This window comes from Ruegeria sp. HKCCD7628 (assembly GCF_057221005.1).
The window spans coordinates 89191-104417 of sequence record NZ_JBWVBA010000006.1; the positions used below are offsets into that span (position 1 = coordinate 89191).

Sequence of the window (15227 nt, forward strand, 5' to 3'; positions counted from 1 at the left end):
ACCTGTCAAATTCCGACATTCATTTAAAATATATCCTAGATCAACCTTAAGAGTGCCCAAAAAATGATCTAAATCAAAACCGGCTCGGTTCAAAAACGCTAAGCGGAAATTAGCAAACAAAAGAAACGACGAGAGCCAGGTCTAAAATGGACCAAGTGACGACCCGTCGCGCTTTCCTGCGCGCCCGATTTCAAGAAGAGGACGGCAAAATAGCCCGGCCTCCGGGATCGGTCGGCCAGGTCTTTTATGATCAGTGCACAAAATGCCGAGACTGCGTCGTGGCTTGCCCCGAAGGCGTTCTTTCAATCGCGGCAGATGGATTTCCCGCGTTCACTCCAACCGACAATCCCTGCACGTTTTGCGGCGCGTGCGCCGAAGCCTGCCCAACACCGGCGCTTGATATCAGCCGATTGGCCCTGTGGCCATGGCGCGCGTCGCTTGAAAAGCAAGCATGCCTATCCATGAACGGCGTCAGCTGTCGCATCTGTCAGGACAATTGCGAGCAGAACGCAATCCGATTTTCGCTCCAAACCCAAGGGCGCGCGGAACCCGCATTGAATGTTGAAGCGTGCAATGGATGCGGATTGTGCGAGGCGCTTTGTCCTGCTGACGCACTTACACTGAAGCATAACCCTCAACCTCAAATGGAAGCGATACAATGAACATCTGCGGTTGCCTTGCCCATGTCGCGCCGGACTATGCCGCCAATGCGGCGCAATCCATGGCCGCAACTCCGGGCGTCGAACTCCACGCCCAGACCGAAGACGGCCGTTTCGTCGTCGTTGTCGAAGATACCCCTGAACGCCTTGCGTCCGAGACCATCATGGATCTGCACCAGATCCCGGGGGTCGTGTCTCTGACGTTGACCTATCACCATTTCGAGGACCTCGCAGAGACCCGCCCGCGTCCCGATGCCCCAAGCCAAACCACCAGCCGGAGGCTCACGCTATGACACATTCTGAATCACGCCGGACATTCCTCAAGGCCACTGCGGCCACAGCCACGGCCTCGGCCGCCGGTATTCCGCTGGCCACAGGCGCGGCCGACGCTCAGGCGGCGACGCCGGATATCCGCTGGGACAAGGCCGCGTGCCGGTTCTGCGGAACGGGCTGTTCCGTTCTGGTTGGCACCAAGGAAGGCCGCGTTGTGGCCACTCAGGGCGACCCGGACGCGCCGGTGAACCGCGGCCTGAACTGTATCAAGGGCTATTTCCTGTCCAAGATCATGTATGGCAAAGACCGCCTGACCACTCCGTTGCTGCGCAAAACCAATGGTGAATACGACAAGAATGGCGAGTTCGAACCGGTCAGCTGGGACGAAGCCTTTGATGTCATGGCCGCCAAGTGGAAAGAGGCGCTGGCCAAGAAAGGCCCGACCAGCGTGGGCATGTTCGGCTCGGGTCAGTGGACGGTCTGGGAAGGCTATGCCGCCGCCAAACTGATGAAAGCCGGCTTCCGCTCGAACAATATCGACCCCAACGCGCGCCATTGTATGGCTTCGGCTGTTGTTGGGTTCATGCGGACCTTTGGCATAGATGAGCCGATGGGTTGCTATGACGATTTCGAACACGCAGACACGTTCGTTCTGTGGGGCTCGAATATGGCCGAGATGCACCCCATCCTGTGGTCGCGCCTGACAGACACGCGTCTGACCAAACCGGGCAGCGAAGTTCATGTCCTGTCAACATTTGAACATCGTTCTTTCGAATTGGCTGACAATGGCATCGTGTTCAATCCACAGACAGATCTGGCGATCCTGAACTATATCGCCAACTACATCATTCAGAATGGTGCGGTGAACGAAGACTTCGTCAAAAAGCACGTAAACATCACCAAGACGGCAACCGATATCGGTTACGGCCTGCGCGACGAAAACCAACTTCAGCAAGACGCGGAAAACCCGAACTCGGGCAAAATGGAACCCATCAGCTTCGAAGAATATGCCAAAGCTGTTGAGCCATACACTTTGGAATATGTATCTGAACTCTCAGGTGTTCCCGCTGACAAGCTTGAGAAACTTGCGAAACAATATGCGGATCCAAACCGGAAAGTCATGAGCCTTTGGACCATGGGTTTCAACCAGCATACGCGCGGTTCGTGGGTGAACTCGCTGATGTACAACGTCCACCTTTTGGTTGGCAAGATTTCCGAACCCGGCAACTCGCCCTTCTCGCTGACCGGCCAACCATCTGCCTGCGGCACCGCCCGAGAGGTTGGCACATTTGCCCACCGCCTGCCCGCGGACATGGTTGTCGCGAATGACGAGCACCGCGAGATTTGTGAAACCGCATGGAAAATTCCCGAAGGTACAATCCCGCCAAAACCGGGCTTCCACGCTGTTTTGCAACACCGAATGCTGAAAGACGGGGTGCTGAACGCGTATTGGGTTCAATGCAACAACAACATGCAAGCCGCCCCGAATATCAATGAGGAAGGGTACCCCGGTTATCGCAATCCTGAAAACTTCATCACAGTTTCAGACCCTTATCCAACCGTCACCGCAGTTTCAGCTGACCTGATCCTGCCAACGGCTATGTGGGTCGAGAAAGAAGGCGCATATGGCAACGCCGAACGCCGCACTCAGTTCTGGCATCAACAGGTTAAAGCGCCGGGCGAGGCTAAGTCCGACCTTTGGCAGCTGATGGAATTCTCGAAACGCTTCACCGTAGAAGAAGTTTGGGGCGAAGAGCTGCTGGCCAAGATGCCAGAGCATCGCGGCAAGACGATGTTCGAGGTTCTGTTCCAGAACGGGAATGTTGACAAATACCCGATTTCTGAAACCGCCGAAGGTTTCGACAATGACGAAGCAGAGCATTTTGGGTTCTACGTGCAGAAAGGATTGTTCGAAGAATACGCCGAATTCGGGCGCGGTCATGGGCACGATCTGGCACCGTTCGAAATGTACCATCAGGCACGCGGTATGCGTTGGCCGGTCGTGGACGGCAAAGAAACGCTTTATCGTTTCCGCGAAGGCTATGACCCCTATGTACCCGAAGGGGCCGACGTGAAATTCTATGGTCACAAGGACGGCAAGGCCAAAATTATCTTCGCGCCTTACGAACCTGCTGCTGAAGAGCCGGACAATGAATACGATTTGTGGCTTTGCACCGGCCGGGTCCTGGAACACTGGCATTCGGGTTCGATGACCCGTCGGGTTCCGGAATTGCACCGCGCCTTCCCGTCAGCCGTTGTTTTCATGCACCCAGACGACGCCCGGGATCGCGGTCTGCGGCGCGGTCAGGAAATTGTTTTGTCCACTCGCAGGGGCGAGGTGACCAGCCGGGTCGAAACCCGCGGGCGCAACAAGGTGCCACGTGGGCTGGTCTTCATGCCTTGGTTTGACGAGCACCAGTTGACCAACAAGCTGACGCTGGATGCAACCTGCCCGCTGTCGAAGGAAACCGACTACAAGAAATGCGCCTGTAAAGTCGAGCGCGCGTAAGAGACTGGCAAGGCAAAGGTAAGTCTCATGTCTGGTGTTGGCTCTCCCCTCTCGCCGCAGCGGCGCCGGTTCCTTCAGGACTCGGCGCGCGCCGCAGGCGGCTGCGTGGCGGCCGGGTCCATGTTGGCCTGGCTGGCACGCGACGCGCGGGCGTTACCAGCCGAGGCATTGCGTCCCCCCGGAGCCTTGCCGGAACAAAACTTCCTGTCCGCCTGTATCCGTTGTGGCCTGTGCGTGCGGGATTGCCCCTATGACACGCTGAAACTTGCCGAGCTTGGCGTCGATGCCGTCGCCACCGGCACACCCTATTTCACCGCTCGTGACGTGCCCTGCGAGATGTGTGACGACATTCCCTGTGTCGCCGCCTGCCCCACTGGGGCGCTGGACCCCTCGCTGGACAACATCGACGACGCCGACATGGGGGTGGCCGTTCTGGTCGATCAGGAAAACTGCTTGAACTTCCTGGGGCTGCGGTGCGACGTCTGCTACCGCGTCTGCCCCGTGATTGACGAGGCAATCACGCTTGAGACCGCGCACAACACCCGTTCGGGTCACCACGCGCTGTTCCTCCCTACCGTACACGGCGACCGCTGCACCGGTTGTGGAATGTGCGAGAAAAGCTGCGTTCTACCGGAAGCCGCGATCAAGGTTCTGCCTACCCGGCTGGCACGCGGTAGCAGTGCCGACCACTATCGCAAAGGCTGGGAAGAAAAAGCCGCCAAAGGCGCGCCTGTGGTCGAAGGTATCATCGACCTGCCCGACCGCCTGCCCGGACCGGGTACCGATAATCTGGTCACGCCGGGCGGCTTTGCGCCGGAGTACAATTTGCCGGGGGCCGGACAATGAGCACCCGCACCCATATGCCTGTCGGACAGGAAGCCATCGAAGTCAAAGGCTGGATCGGCGCGCACAAATACCTGCTGCTGCGCCGTGCCTCTCAACTGTTCTTTCTGGTTCTGTTTCTGCTGGGCCCGTGGTTTGGCATCTGGATCGTTCAGGGCACGCTGGCCGGGTCGCTGACCCTTGGCGTGCTGCCGCTGACCGACCCTCTTGTGCTACTGCAAAGCGTGGTTGCCGGGCACTGGCCCGAGCTTACCGCCCTGATCGGAGGCCTGATAGTTCTGGTCGTCTACGCGCTGATCGGCGGGCGCGTCTATTGTTCCTGGGTCTGCCCGATCAACCCCGTAACCGATGCCGCCCATTGGCTGCACCGCAAGCTGGATCTGCCCAAAGGCTGGCAACCCAAACGCGGTACCCGGCTGTGGATCCTAGCTACGGTGCTGATCGTCTCGGGTCTGACCGGCGTCATTGCTTGGGAGCTGATCAACCCGATCACCATGCTGCATCGCGGGCTGATTTTCGGCGCGGGCTTTGTCTGGGCGATGATCGTTGCGATCTTCTTCTTCGACCTGTTCGTGTCACGCCACGGATGGTGCGGGCACCTGTGTCCGGTCGGAGCATTCTATGGCCTGATCGGCACCAAAGCGATGTTGCGTGTCAGCGCGCCCAATCGCGCAGCCTGTGACGACTGCATGGATTGCTTTGCCGTTTGCCCGGAAAACCACGTCCTATCACCCGCGTTACGCGGCAAAACCGGCACCACACCGCTGATCCTGTCGCCCGACTGCACGAATTGCGGCCGCTGCATTGATGTCTGCGCAGTCGATGTCTTCAAGTTTACTCACCGGTTCGACGACCAGGTCGCCGCGCCTTTCGATCCCGTTCCCGCGCCCGAGAGGCGCGCAGCCAGACCTACCTAAGGGAGTGCCAAGATGAACAAGCCAATCCTGACCGGCGTCACCGCCTTGATCCCCGTCATCCTTCTGAGTGGGTTCGCCCTTGCCCAATCCGCGCAAGTCGAAGCCCTGCGCGGTGCCGAGGTTGATGAACCCGTTCCACTCGATCAGGTCCACCGCACGATCGAAGGGCGTATGCAGAGAAATTACCGACAGCAACCTCCGCTGATCCCGCATTCAATCGACCAGTACCAGATTGATCTGCGGACCAACCAATGCCTGTCCTGCCACGACTGGACAAAGGCCGGTGAGCGCAACGCACCCACTTTATCGATGACGCACTACCTGGATCGCGAAGGACGTGAACTGGATCAAATCGCCGGTACTCGGTACTTCTGCAATCAGTGTCATGTTCCGCAGGCAGACACGCCCGCGCTCGTCGACAATGTTTTTGAACCTTCTTCCGGAAACTGATCCAACGCTTGATTGAAAGGAGCACCGACATGGCAGACTCCCCCGAAAAACGCGGCTGGATTGGCCGCATCTGGAACGCGATCTGGACACCGGCCGTCATGTTCAGCTCGGGTTTTCTGGTGCTGGCAGGTTTTCTGGCTGGCATCCTGTTCTGGGGCGGGTTCCACTGGACCCTGGAACTGACCAACACCGAGGAATTCTGCACCTCGTGCCACACGATGGAGACCAATCTGGGCGAATACCGCGAAACGGTTCACTACAACAACCACTCGGGCGTCCGGGCGATTTGTTCGGATTGTCACGTTCCCCATGAATGGAACCACAAAATCAAGGCCAAGATCATGGCTGTCAAAGACGTTTATCACGAGTTGGCTGGCACAATCAGTACGCCTGAAAAATACGAAGACCATCGTCTGAGTATGGCCTCGGCTGTGTGGAAAAAGATGAAGGCATCGGACAGTCGCGAATGCCGCAACTGCCATAACTTCGACTACATGGACTTCACTATTCAGGAAACCCGCGCCGCGTCCGAACACCAAAGGGCGATCGACAACAACATGACATGCATCGACTGCCATCAGGGCATCGCACACAGCCTGCCACCCGGATACCTGGAACAATACCAAGAGGTGACGGAAACTCTGGCGAGCAAAGCGTCTGGAACGCTGCAAGATCAGGTTGCTGAAGGCAGCGCAGAAATCCGGTCATTCCTGACCAAGCAGGCCGACTGAGAAAGGGCACGATATGCTTGAACTTCTGGGAACAATCGGCGCCAACATTATCAGCCTGCCGGGCATCTTGGGCCTTGCGCTGGGTATGATGACCCGCAACCTGATGCTAGGCGCGGTTATGGGCGGTGTCGTCGGTGTGCTTGAAACGCTTATCTTCGCACACTGGTCCTTTGCCAATATCCAGACCATAGAATTGGTTATCGCAGTCGTCGTCGGCTTTTGTGCCGGAGCACTTGGATCGGCGATCCGCATCAAAGGTGCGACTGTCTAACCATACGGTATCGGCGCCGCGAACCACCGCGTCGCCTATGCGCTTCCCGTTGCGCGCCTGAACGCTCAACTTGATCCAAAACCGTTTCCGCCGCATGATCCTGCAATGGGTTTTGAAGTCGGAACATGGCTGCAAGAACTTGGGATGGGTCAGTACACCGATGCGTTTCGGCAAAACGACGTCGACGCGCGTGCGCTGCCTCTGCTTACGAATGACGACCTCAAGGAAATAGGGGTGTCATTGGGCCACAGGAAAATCCTGCTGGCTGCCATTCAGGAATTCGATCAACAAGACCATGTCGATTCTTCGGCTACTTCTTTGCTTCCGGATCAAGCGGTCAAAAACGATGAGGCCGAACGCCGGCATCTGACGGTGTTCTTCGCTGATCTTGTCGGCTCGACAGAACTGACGAACCAATTGGACCCCGAAGACATGCGCCTGCTGTTGCAAACCTATCAGGACGCAGTTGCAGGTGCGGTATCACGCTATGGTGGCTTCGTCGCCAAGTATCTTGGCGATGGATTGCTGGTCTTTTTTGGTTGGCCGCGTGCATTCGAAGACCACGCCTTGCGCGCGGTTAAGGCCGGTTTAGAGGCTATCTCCCGGGTTCAAAAGCTCCGGACACCTTCCGGTCAACCGCTGGCCGCACGCATAGGAATCGCAAGTGGCGATGTAGTCGTTGGCGATACAATCGGCGAAAACACACATGAAGAAGGCGCGATGACGGGCCCAATCCTCAACCTTGCTGCTCGGTTGCAGGAAAAAGCCCCGCCGAACACGGTTGTTCTGACCCAAGAGGATTCGCAAGCGATGCTGCATCGTATTTTCGAATTCTCGTCGCTTGGGCGCGTCGACCTTAAGGGATTTGAAGACCCCCGAGAGCTCTTGCAGGTGGTTAGTGAAAGGCAGGCTGAAAGCCGGTTTAAAGCAGCGCATCGTGATGACGGATCAAACCAGCTTGTTGGGCGCAGTTCGGAAAAGGGTATCCTGCAACAAACCTGGCTTCGCGCCCGCGCAGGACAGGGTGAAGTCATTCTGCTGACCGGAGAAGCGGGCATAGGTAAATCACGCCTAACAGAAGAATTTCTGAACGACGTTACGAATGCAGGTCAGGCTGATATCATCAGACTGAATTGCTCGCCATATCTAACCAGTAGTCCGTTCCATCCTGTAACCGAGCGAATATCGCAGGATGCAGGAGTGGAGCCAGGCTTCGACGATGACCAGGTGTTGCGCCACGTCCGGGCCATGCTCGAAGCGCGGCAAGGCATCGACTTGGATCAGGTTCTTCCCGTTTTTGCAGCCTTGGTCGCCCCAGCAAGCGCATTGGCTCGGGATATTCTGGACCTGTCTCCGCAGGAACAGCGCGACATAACCGTGCAAACGTTGATAAAAACGGTGCAGGCGCGGTCGCAGGTTAAACCGGTCGTTCTGTGCGTCGAGGATGCGCATTGGATCGACCCGTCGACGAACGCCTTGCTTGATCGGTTCCGGGCGATCTGCGCAGATTTGCCGCTGATGATCCTGATCACGCACCGCCCTGGCTGGGAACTACAGCGCGACGCCGGTGATGCGCACGTCCAGACCTTGCACCTGCGTCGTTTCAACTTTGAACAGGTTGAAAACCTGATCCGAAACATATCGGGCCATTCACCAGACGCGTCATTGGTTCGCCTGATCATGGAAAAAACCGACGGCGTGCCTCTATTCGTCGAAGAACTTACCAGCGCATATATGGAAGCCGGAGAGGAAAATCTGGCCGTTCCATCTTCGTTGAAGGGCGCATTGATGGCCAGGCTCGACGCCGTGTCGCCAGAGGCAAAGCAAATGGCGTTGACAGGCGCGGTCATCGGTCGCGAGTTTGCGCTGGACCTTCTGGCGGAGGCAATTGATCTGGAAAGACCGAACCTGCAGTCGGGGCTGGCAGAACTGGTGGAAACGGGACTTGTTTTCGAAAGCGGACACAGCCGCGGCCAATTTGTTTTCCGGCATGCCCTGATCCGCGATACCGCATACCAATCCATGCTGTCTGCGACCCGAAGAACCCAACACGCAAACGTAGCCAAGGCCCTGACACGTCTGCGATCGGCCGAGATTGCGCGCCGACCTGAATTGGTCGCAAGGCATTTGACCGAAGCGGAAGACTGGCAGATTGCGTTCACGCAATGGAAATTGGCAACAGAAATGGCCCTTGCCCGGTCTGCCAGTCAAGAAGCGATGGCCAACGCGACCGAGGCACTTCATGCTGCAGAGAATCTTGGAACGCAAAACAGCGCCGAAACAATCACGGCGATGGTTCTGGTTGGGCGCAGCTACGACAGCCTTGGGGATCTGCCTCAAGGGATTGCCAAGCTCAAACAAGCCTCCGACGCGGCCCGAACACTGGGACATGCCGAACTGTCCGCAGACATCGCGCAGCACTTCGCGGATTCGTGCATGATGTCCAGCCAACGTCACAATGAGGCGATCTCATTGTGTCTTGAGGCACTGAATGGTCTGCCCGAAGACGACGAAAGACGCCAGTGCCAGTTGATGAGCCAACTCGCTCGGGCCTATATGTTTATCGGTCAGTTTAGTGAAGGGGCGGAGTACGGCCACCGCGCCATGAAACTGGCGGCAAATCTCGGTGACTACAAATCGCAGTTCTCAGTCATGATGATGCGTTTTGGTGCCCCGTTTGTGGCTCGGCAGGATGAAGAGGCGCGAAATTGGCGGCAAAACCTGCAAGCCATGCACGACGTCGCCGAAAAACTGGGCACGATTGACCAAGGGCGCGACCGGACCCTCAGCCTGTTTGTTGGGGCCGAGATGGCTGACAGGGTTATGCTTGACCGCTCGCTCAAGCTGCTGACAGAGGTCTCGCAAAAGGACAATCACCTGCAGCTTTACTGGGTTCAAATCCACGCGCGCGCGATGGTTGCCATCATGGAAGGCGCTTGGCAACAAGCCGAAGCATTCGCGACTGAGGCTGTAAAGATCGGCCGAAAAACCCACGGTAAACACATCGAAGGTGTTTTCGGTGTGCAGATGTTCACGATCCGACGCGAACAGAACCGGCTTCACGAGGTCGCTCCGGTGATCAAGAAACTGATGGAGGAAGACCCCGACGACATCACTTGGAAACCTGGCTTTGGTCTTATCGCCGCCGAGTTGGGCTATTCCGACCCGGCCGAACGGATTCTCAACGAATTGGCGGCAAACCGGTTCGACCTACCGGCAGATGCCATGTATTCAACTACGCTGTCATATCTTGCGGATATTTGTGTCGCGGTTGGCAGGCAAGACCATGCGCAAACGCTGTTTGACCTGCTTTTGCCCTACGAGGACCTGACGATCACTGCTGGTGCCACCACCGTTTGCACCGGGGCGGCCGCACGCCGGCTAGGCAATCTGGCAACCTTGCTGGGCGATCGCGACATCGCGGAACATATGCTGACCAAGGCAATCGAGATCGACACAAATATGGCCAGCCCACCTTGGATCGCGCACAGCAAGGCTTCATACGCGTCTGCTTTGCGAAAATTCGGGCATAAGCAGAACCTCGAACATGCGTTTCACCTAGAGGCCGAAGCGTTGGCAATCGCACAGAATTTGGGTATGATTTCCCTTATGTCTAAGCTTGAAGGAACGGTCACTTAGTTCATAAACGCATGCCCTGGGGGTGCATATGCCAAGATATATTATAGAACGCCATTTCGCCGAACAGCTGAATATCACGGACGACGGCAAAGCGCACATCAAGGAAATCAACGATGAGGAGGGGGTCGAATGGATCTTCTCGTTCCTTAGTGCCGATAAACGCAAAACCTATTGTCTTTACGAAGCGCCTGACGAGGAAAGCCTGAGAAAAGCAGCCGCGCGCCTGAATATTCCGGCAGATGTTATAACTCCGGTAGATCGGATAGATCCGGGAGTTTTCGCGTAAGACGCAATAATTGAAACTCCAATTTCTATCAGAGGCAAGTGGCAAGAGACCTTCCATTATTAAGGAAGGCATCGATTATGTTCGACGTAAAAACTCTGCATGGGACTTCGGCCCAAGTTGACCAGTCTTCACTGGATGATCTTAGTGCGGCTTTACGCGGTGGCGTGTATTGCGAAGGTACTGCGGAATACGACGCAGCACGCACAACCTGGAACAGTATCGTGGATCGCCATCCTGGATTCGTCATTCAGGCTTTGGGTGCAAGCGACGTACAAAAGGCAGTGAATTTTGTAAGGGACGCTGGTCTGGTCATGTCAGTTCGATCGGGCGGACATCAGATCGCCGGTCACGCTGTTGCTGACGATGCGGTTATGCTGGACTTGTCCCAGATGCGATCGGTCCACGTAGACCCGATGGCCAGAACCGCTCGAGTCGCACCTGGCGCCTTGCTGGGCGACGTTGACCGCGAGACGCAGGCCCACGGCTTGGCCGTTCCGCTCGGGATCAACTCGACAACCGGTACAGCCGGATTGACCCTGGGTGGAGGTTTCGGCTGGACCACACGCAAGTTTGGCATGACTATCGACAACCTTCTTTCAGCCGAGGTGGTCACAGCGGAAGGTATGATCGTCACTGCATCACCGTCCAGCCACCCCGATCTATTTTGGGCAATCCGTGGTGGCGGGGGGAATTTCGGCGTCGTCACCTCCTTTGAATTCCAACTGCATCCTCTCGGTCCTCAGGTCCTATCCGGACTGATTGTTCACCCCATCGAAGCCGCGCCAGGCTTGTTGGCCGAGTATGTGCAAATAGCGGATTCTGCACCCGATGAATTGACAGTCTGGAGCGTGATGCGCAAAGCGCCCCCTTTGCCCTTCCTGCCCGAAGAATGGCACGGGCGGGAAGTTCTGATCTTTGCCGCCTGCTATGCCGGCCCCATGGGAGATGGCGAGGACGCCATGAAGGAACTACGTGGGTTGGGCTCTCCGATTGTGGATGTCATTTCGCCCCACGCCTTTGTGGACTGGCAGGCGGCGTTTGACCCGCTTTTGACACCGGGTGCACGGAACTACTGGAAAAGTCACGATTTCAGCACGTTGTCATCAGATGCGATAACGGGGTTGCTGAATGGTATCTCCAGCTTGCCCGACCCGGCATGCGAGGTGTTTATTGCGCATGTGGGCGGTGCCATGGCCCGCGTGTCTTCCGACGCCACCGCATATCCGGAACGGTCCGCGCATTTCATCATGAACGTCCATACCCGGTGGGAGGACCCGCAAAAAGACGACGAATGCATTGCATGGGCACGCGCGCTCTATGATCGTATGACGCCCCATGCCACCGGCAGCGCCTATGTCAATTTCATGCCCGAAGATGAGGCCGATCACATGGCCGGTGCCTACGGTGAAAACGGGATGAGGCTGGCCAAAATCAAGGCGCAGTATGATCCGGAAAATCTGTTCCGGCTTAACCACAATATTCTGCCCGCCTGACGCGTGGCGCTATACGGGAAAAGACGATCGGGCCAACCAGCTGCTGAGGTCTTTCTCTGCTGCTACGATGGCTTCGTTGTTCAGAATCTGAGACGTCATTGCTTTTGATACGGCGCGGACACGCTTGTTGATCGCGACCTCGCCGGTATTAATCAGCAAATCGTTCACATCCAGTTTTTCGTATATCGACAGCAGTCGGTTTTGTATCGTGCGCAGCGCCAATTTGCGACGGGCAGCAATCGCCTTATCCGGCAAGCCAAGCGCAAGATCGGTCAGAATGGCTAGTTCAACCTCGGTCAGGGCTTCACCGGACCGGCTCTGATCCCTTTGAATCTGATGGATCTCGCGATCCACCATGATCTGGGCTTCAAGCAACACCGCCCGCAACGCCAGATGCATCCGGGATGGGCTGGCCGTCTTTAGGACATAACCATAAGCCGCCTCTTTCGGCACGATCCGAGCAATGCCACGCAAGTATGCCTCATCCGAATAGTTCGACCAGAATAGAATACGCGTGTCAGGTCGTTCTGACCAAATGGTGCGCGCGGCCTCGATACCATTGCGCTCTTTCATGCGCAGGTCCATGACAATGGCTTCAACGGCGTCCTGGCGGGCCTGAATTTCTCCGTCCCGGCCATTTGTCGCCAGACTCACTTCCGACGCTTCGGGCAACGCTTCCTGAACCAATTCCTTCAAGTAATTGGCATGCATCGCGTCGTCTTCAACCAACAGAACTTTCATGCACTCACCTTTCTGTTGGGACATTCGGACACCGGAAGACAAACACTGATTTCAGTGCCTTCAGAACACCGAATGTCAAACTGCGCAGCGATCAATCTGGCGCGTGTGCGCATATGGGTCAGACCACCAGACGCCTTTTTTGTCTCGAGTGCGGAGGCGCTTGCGCCATTGTCCCTGATCCGCAAGTGAAGCCCTTCGCGACATTCGATCTCGACCAGGATCGAAGAAGCATCCGCATGACGCACAGCATTGTTGATGGCTTCTTATGCAATCCGAAACAAAGCGATCCGCTTGGTTTGTGGCAGGTCGTCTATCAGACCATCAGAAAAATCACGCACGTCGATCTCAATGTCCTGATCGGCGCCTACCGCGCGCTCTAAATGAGTCCGGACAGCGTGTTGAAAGCCAAACAGTTCCAACAACGATGGAATAGACGTGTCGATTATTTCTCGCAGACCCTGGATGCAGGTCTGCAAATTGCCGCGTAGCGCTTCGATGTCTTTAACTGTCTTACAGCGCTCCAACTCACGACTGATACGGGTCATGTCGGCCAAAGTCTGATCATGCAAGTCCATGCTGATCCGTTGGCGCTCCAGTTCCAACGCATCTGTCAGGCTAAGTGCACCTAGACGCAAACCTTCCTCACGGGCTTGTAGTTCCGCACGCATGATCGCTTCGCGCCGCGTTTGTTCATTTGCACGCAAGGCATAGAAATATGGGGCAAGGATATCTGCGATATTGCGCACTTGTTCCAAGGCCTGTTCATCGTAGAAATCCGGCTTTCGGGAAGAACAGTTCAGTGCCCCGATCGTACGGCCAAGCACCTTCATCGCAACATTCACACGGCTGCGCATTTCATGCCTGATGATGGGTCCGCAGTCAGCGCCTTCGAAAACGTATCGCGGGTCCTCCAAAGCATTTCCAGTGAGTAGACTGTCACATTCGCCGCGCAATATATCGCGTACCGGAGATACCTCTACAGGAGCCCGCGTACGGCTCCAACTTGTGCGAAGACCTACTTCGTAGCTTGTGTTCCAGTATCCTTTGTCGTCGATGAGACAAACATCCAAATGATCGACCTGCAGAATGCGGTCAATCTCTGACTTGACCGAGCGCAGCGCGGATTTGATGTCCAGGTTTCTCGCCAGGTGGTTGGAAATTCTAAGGTAGTAGGCAAGATCAGCCATCGACGCACTTTCGGTAAATTGGCCAGCACACCAGAGTATAGAAGTCTGCCCCGATCCTGTCATGCGGATTACCGCAACAGTTTTGCGGGAACCCGCAAGCTTTGCGCGCGTCCTACTCTTAACCTTTCGGACACGCCAGGGAATCTTTTCGACATCGTCCCGGAGGAGCGGGCGCGGTATTTGTGCGGCGGATCGGCCGCCGAGGGAGGAAAGAATGACACTCAAGGCCATTATGCTCGGCGCAGCCGCCGGGATCACGGTATTCGCAACCACTAACGTCGTGGCGGACACATCGGACAAGCGCATCGCCTTGTCCAACAACTATGCCGGTAATTCATGGCGCCAAGCGATGCTGGAAAGCTGGCAAAAAGTCGGAGAGGCCGCGGTTGCAGACGGTAAAGTTGCTTCCACTGATGCCTTTACGACGTCCGAAAACCAGGCCACCGAGCAGGCTGCGCAAATTCAAAACATGATCCTGCAGGGGTATGATGCGATCGTGATCAACGCGGCCTCGCCCACAGCGATCAACGGCGCCGTCAAAGCTGCCTGTGACGCCGGAATTACCGTTGTATCCTTTGACGGTATCGTACAGGAACCCTGCGCATGGCGCATCGCCGTCGATTTCCAACAAATGGGTCGCGAACAGGTCAAATACTTGGCTGAACGCTATCCCGAAGGCGGTAACCTGCTTGAAATCAGGGGCTTGGCAGGCGTTTTCGTGGACGATGAAATCAGCGCCGGCATCCATGACGAAGTGAAAAACTCCAACTTTGAAATCGTGGGTTCGGTCCATGGCGATTGGGCTCAAGACGTGGCCCAGAAAGCCGTTGCGGGTATTTTGCCCAGCCTGCCCGAGATTGTCGGTGTCGTGACCCAAGGCGGTGACGGCTATGGGGCCGCACAAGCCATCGGAGCCACCGACCGGGCAATGCCAACCATCGTCATGGGTAACCGGCAGGATGAGCTGCAGTGGTGGTCAGATGAAAAAGCCGCGAACGGTAATGAAACGACTTCGCTGTCGATTGCACCCAGTGTCAGCACCCTGGCTTTCTGGGTGGCGCAGCAGGTTCTGGACGGAAATGAGGTGCCCAAGGACCTTACCGTTCCCTTCCTGGCTATTTCACAGGACGAACTTGAAGACGCGTTGAAAACCACGCCGAAGGGTTCGGTTGCGAATGTCGAATACTCCTTGGAAGATGCCAAGGCCGTGATTGCTTCGTCCAAGTAA

At 56.4% G+C, this 15227-nt stretch carries 15 protein-coding genes; 12 read left to right on the forward strand and 3 right to left on the reverse strand.

Features of this window, described 5'->3' with window-relative positions; genetic code table 11:
* The first annotated feature begins 146 nt into the window (after nt 1-146).
* The 11 genes from napF to AC2TAD_RS13980 all read left to right on the forward strand — a co-directional run bounded on the left by napF (nt 147) and on the right by AC2TAD_RS13980 (nt 12071).
* Nucleotides 147-662, forward strand: coding sequence for a ferredoxin-type protein NapF (napF, locus tag AC2TAD_RS13930; RefSeq protein WP_480868362.1), 516 nt, complete (start codon nt 147-149; stop codon nt 660-662).
* Complete coding sequence (locus tag AC2TAD_RS13935; RefSeq protein ID WP_170355149.1) at nt 659-952, forward strand: chaperone NapD; 294 nt, start codon at nt 659-661, stop codon at nt 950-952. The genes napF and AC2TAD_RS13935 overlap by 4 nt, the downstream gene beginning before the upstream one ends.
* The gene (napA, locus tag AC2TAD_RS13940) at nt 949-3441 is read left to right on the forward strand and encodes a nitrate reductase catalytic subunit NapA (protein WP_480868364.1); all 2493 of its coding nucleotides are present in this window, start codon (nt 949-951) and stop codon (nt 3439-3441) included. Before AC2TAD_RS13935 ends, napA begins: the two co-directional genes overlap by 4 nt.
* A 27-nt stretch (nt 3442-3468) precedes the next feature.
* Nucleotides 3469-4287, forward strand: coding sequence for a ferredoxin-type protein NapG (gene napG / locus AC2TAD_RS13945; RefSeq protein WP_170754176.1), 819 nt, complete (start codon nt 3469-3471; stop codon nt 4285-4287).
* A complete protein-coding gene (gene napH, locus AC2TAD_RS13950; RefSeq protein ID WP_480868366.1) occupies nt 4284-5201 on the forward strand; it encodes a quinol dehydrogenase ferredoxin subunit NapH in 918 nt (305 codons plus the stop codon). Before napG ends, napH begins: the two co-directional genes overlap by 4 nt.
* A gap of 12 nt (nt 5202-5213) precedes the next feature.
* On the forward strand, nt 5214-5651 hold the full coding sequence (locus tag AC2TAD_RS13955) for a nitrate reductase cytochrome c-type subunit (protein ID WP_480868368.1): 438 nt from the start codon (nt 5214-5216) through the stop codon (nt 5649-5651).
* Nucleotides 5652-5680: 29 nt separating this feature from the next.
* A complete protein-coding gene (locus AC2TAD_RS13960) occupies nt 5681-6382 on the forward strand; it encodes a NapC/NirT family cytochrome c (RefSeq protein ID WP_480868369.1) in 702 nt (233 codons plus the stop codon).
* A gap of 13 nt (nt 6383-6395) precedes the next feature.
* Entirely contained in the window at nt 6396-6653 is a 258-nt protein-coding gene (locus AC2TAD_RS13965) for a hypothetical protein (RefSeq protein WP_170355155.1), read from the forward strand.
* Between the two features lie 105 nt (nt 6654-6758).
* Entirely contained in the window at nt 6759-10292 is a 3534-nt protein-coding gene (locus AC2TAD_RS13970) for an AAA family ATPase (protein ID WP_480868371.1), read from the forward strand.
* 28 nt (nt 10293-10320) lie between these two features.
* Nucleotides 10321-10578: a DUF4242 domain-containing protein gene (locus tag AC2TAD_RS13975; RefSeq protein ID WP_170355157.1), complete on the forward strand. Its 258-nt coding sequence runs from the start codon at nt 10321-10323 to the stop codon at nt 10576-10578.
* Nucleotides 10579-10655: 77 nt separating this feature from the next.
* Entirely contained in the window at nt 10656-12071 is a 1416-nt protein-coding gene (locus AC2TAD_RS13980; protein ID WP_480868372.1) for an FAD-binding oxidoreductase, read from the forward strand.
* 9 nt (nt 12072-12080) lie between these two features.
* Here the strand turns inward: AC2TAD_RS13980 and AC2TAD_RS13985 are convergent, their stop codons facing one another.
* From AC2TAD_RS13985 to AC2TAD_RS13995, 3 genes are read right to left on the reverse strand one after another with little or no spacing between them, the layout of a single operon-like run.
* Nucleotides 12081-12812, reverse strand: coding sequence for a response regulator transcription factor (locus AC2TAD_RS13985; protein WP_480868373.1), 732 nt, complete (start codon nt 12810-12812; stop codon nt 12081-12083).
* Nucleotides 12809-13069: an ATP-binding protein gene (locus AC2TAD_RS13990; RefSeq protein ID WP_480868533.1), complete on the reverse strand. Its 261-nt coding sequence runs from the start codon at nt 13067-13069 to the stop codon at nt 12809-12811. The genes AC2TAD_RS13985 and AC2TAD_RS13990 overlap by 4 nt, the downstream gene beginning before the upstream one ends.
* 6 nt (nt 13070-13075) lie before the next feature.
* A complete protein-coding gene (locus AC2TAD_RS13995; RefSeq protein ID WP_480868375.1) occupies nt 13076-13999 on the reverse strand; it encodes a sensor histidine kinase in 924 nt (307 codons plus the stop codon).
* 214 nt (nt 14000-14213) lie between these two features.
* Between AC2TAD_RS13995 and AC2TAD_RS14000 the strand changes: the two genes are divergently transcribed.
* Entirely contained in the window at nt 14214-15227 is a 1014-nt protein-coding gene (locus tag AC2TAD_RS14000) for a substrate-binding domain-containing protein (RefSeq protein WP_480868377.1), read from the forward strand.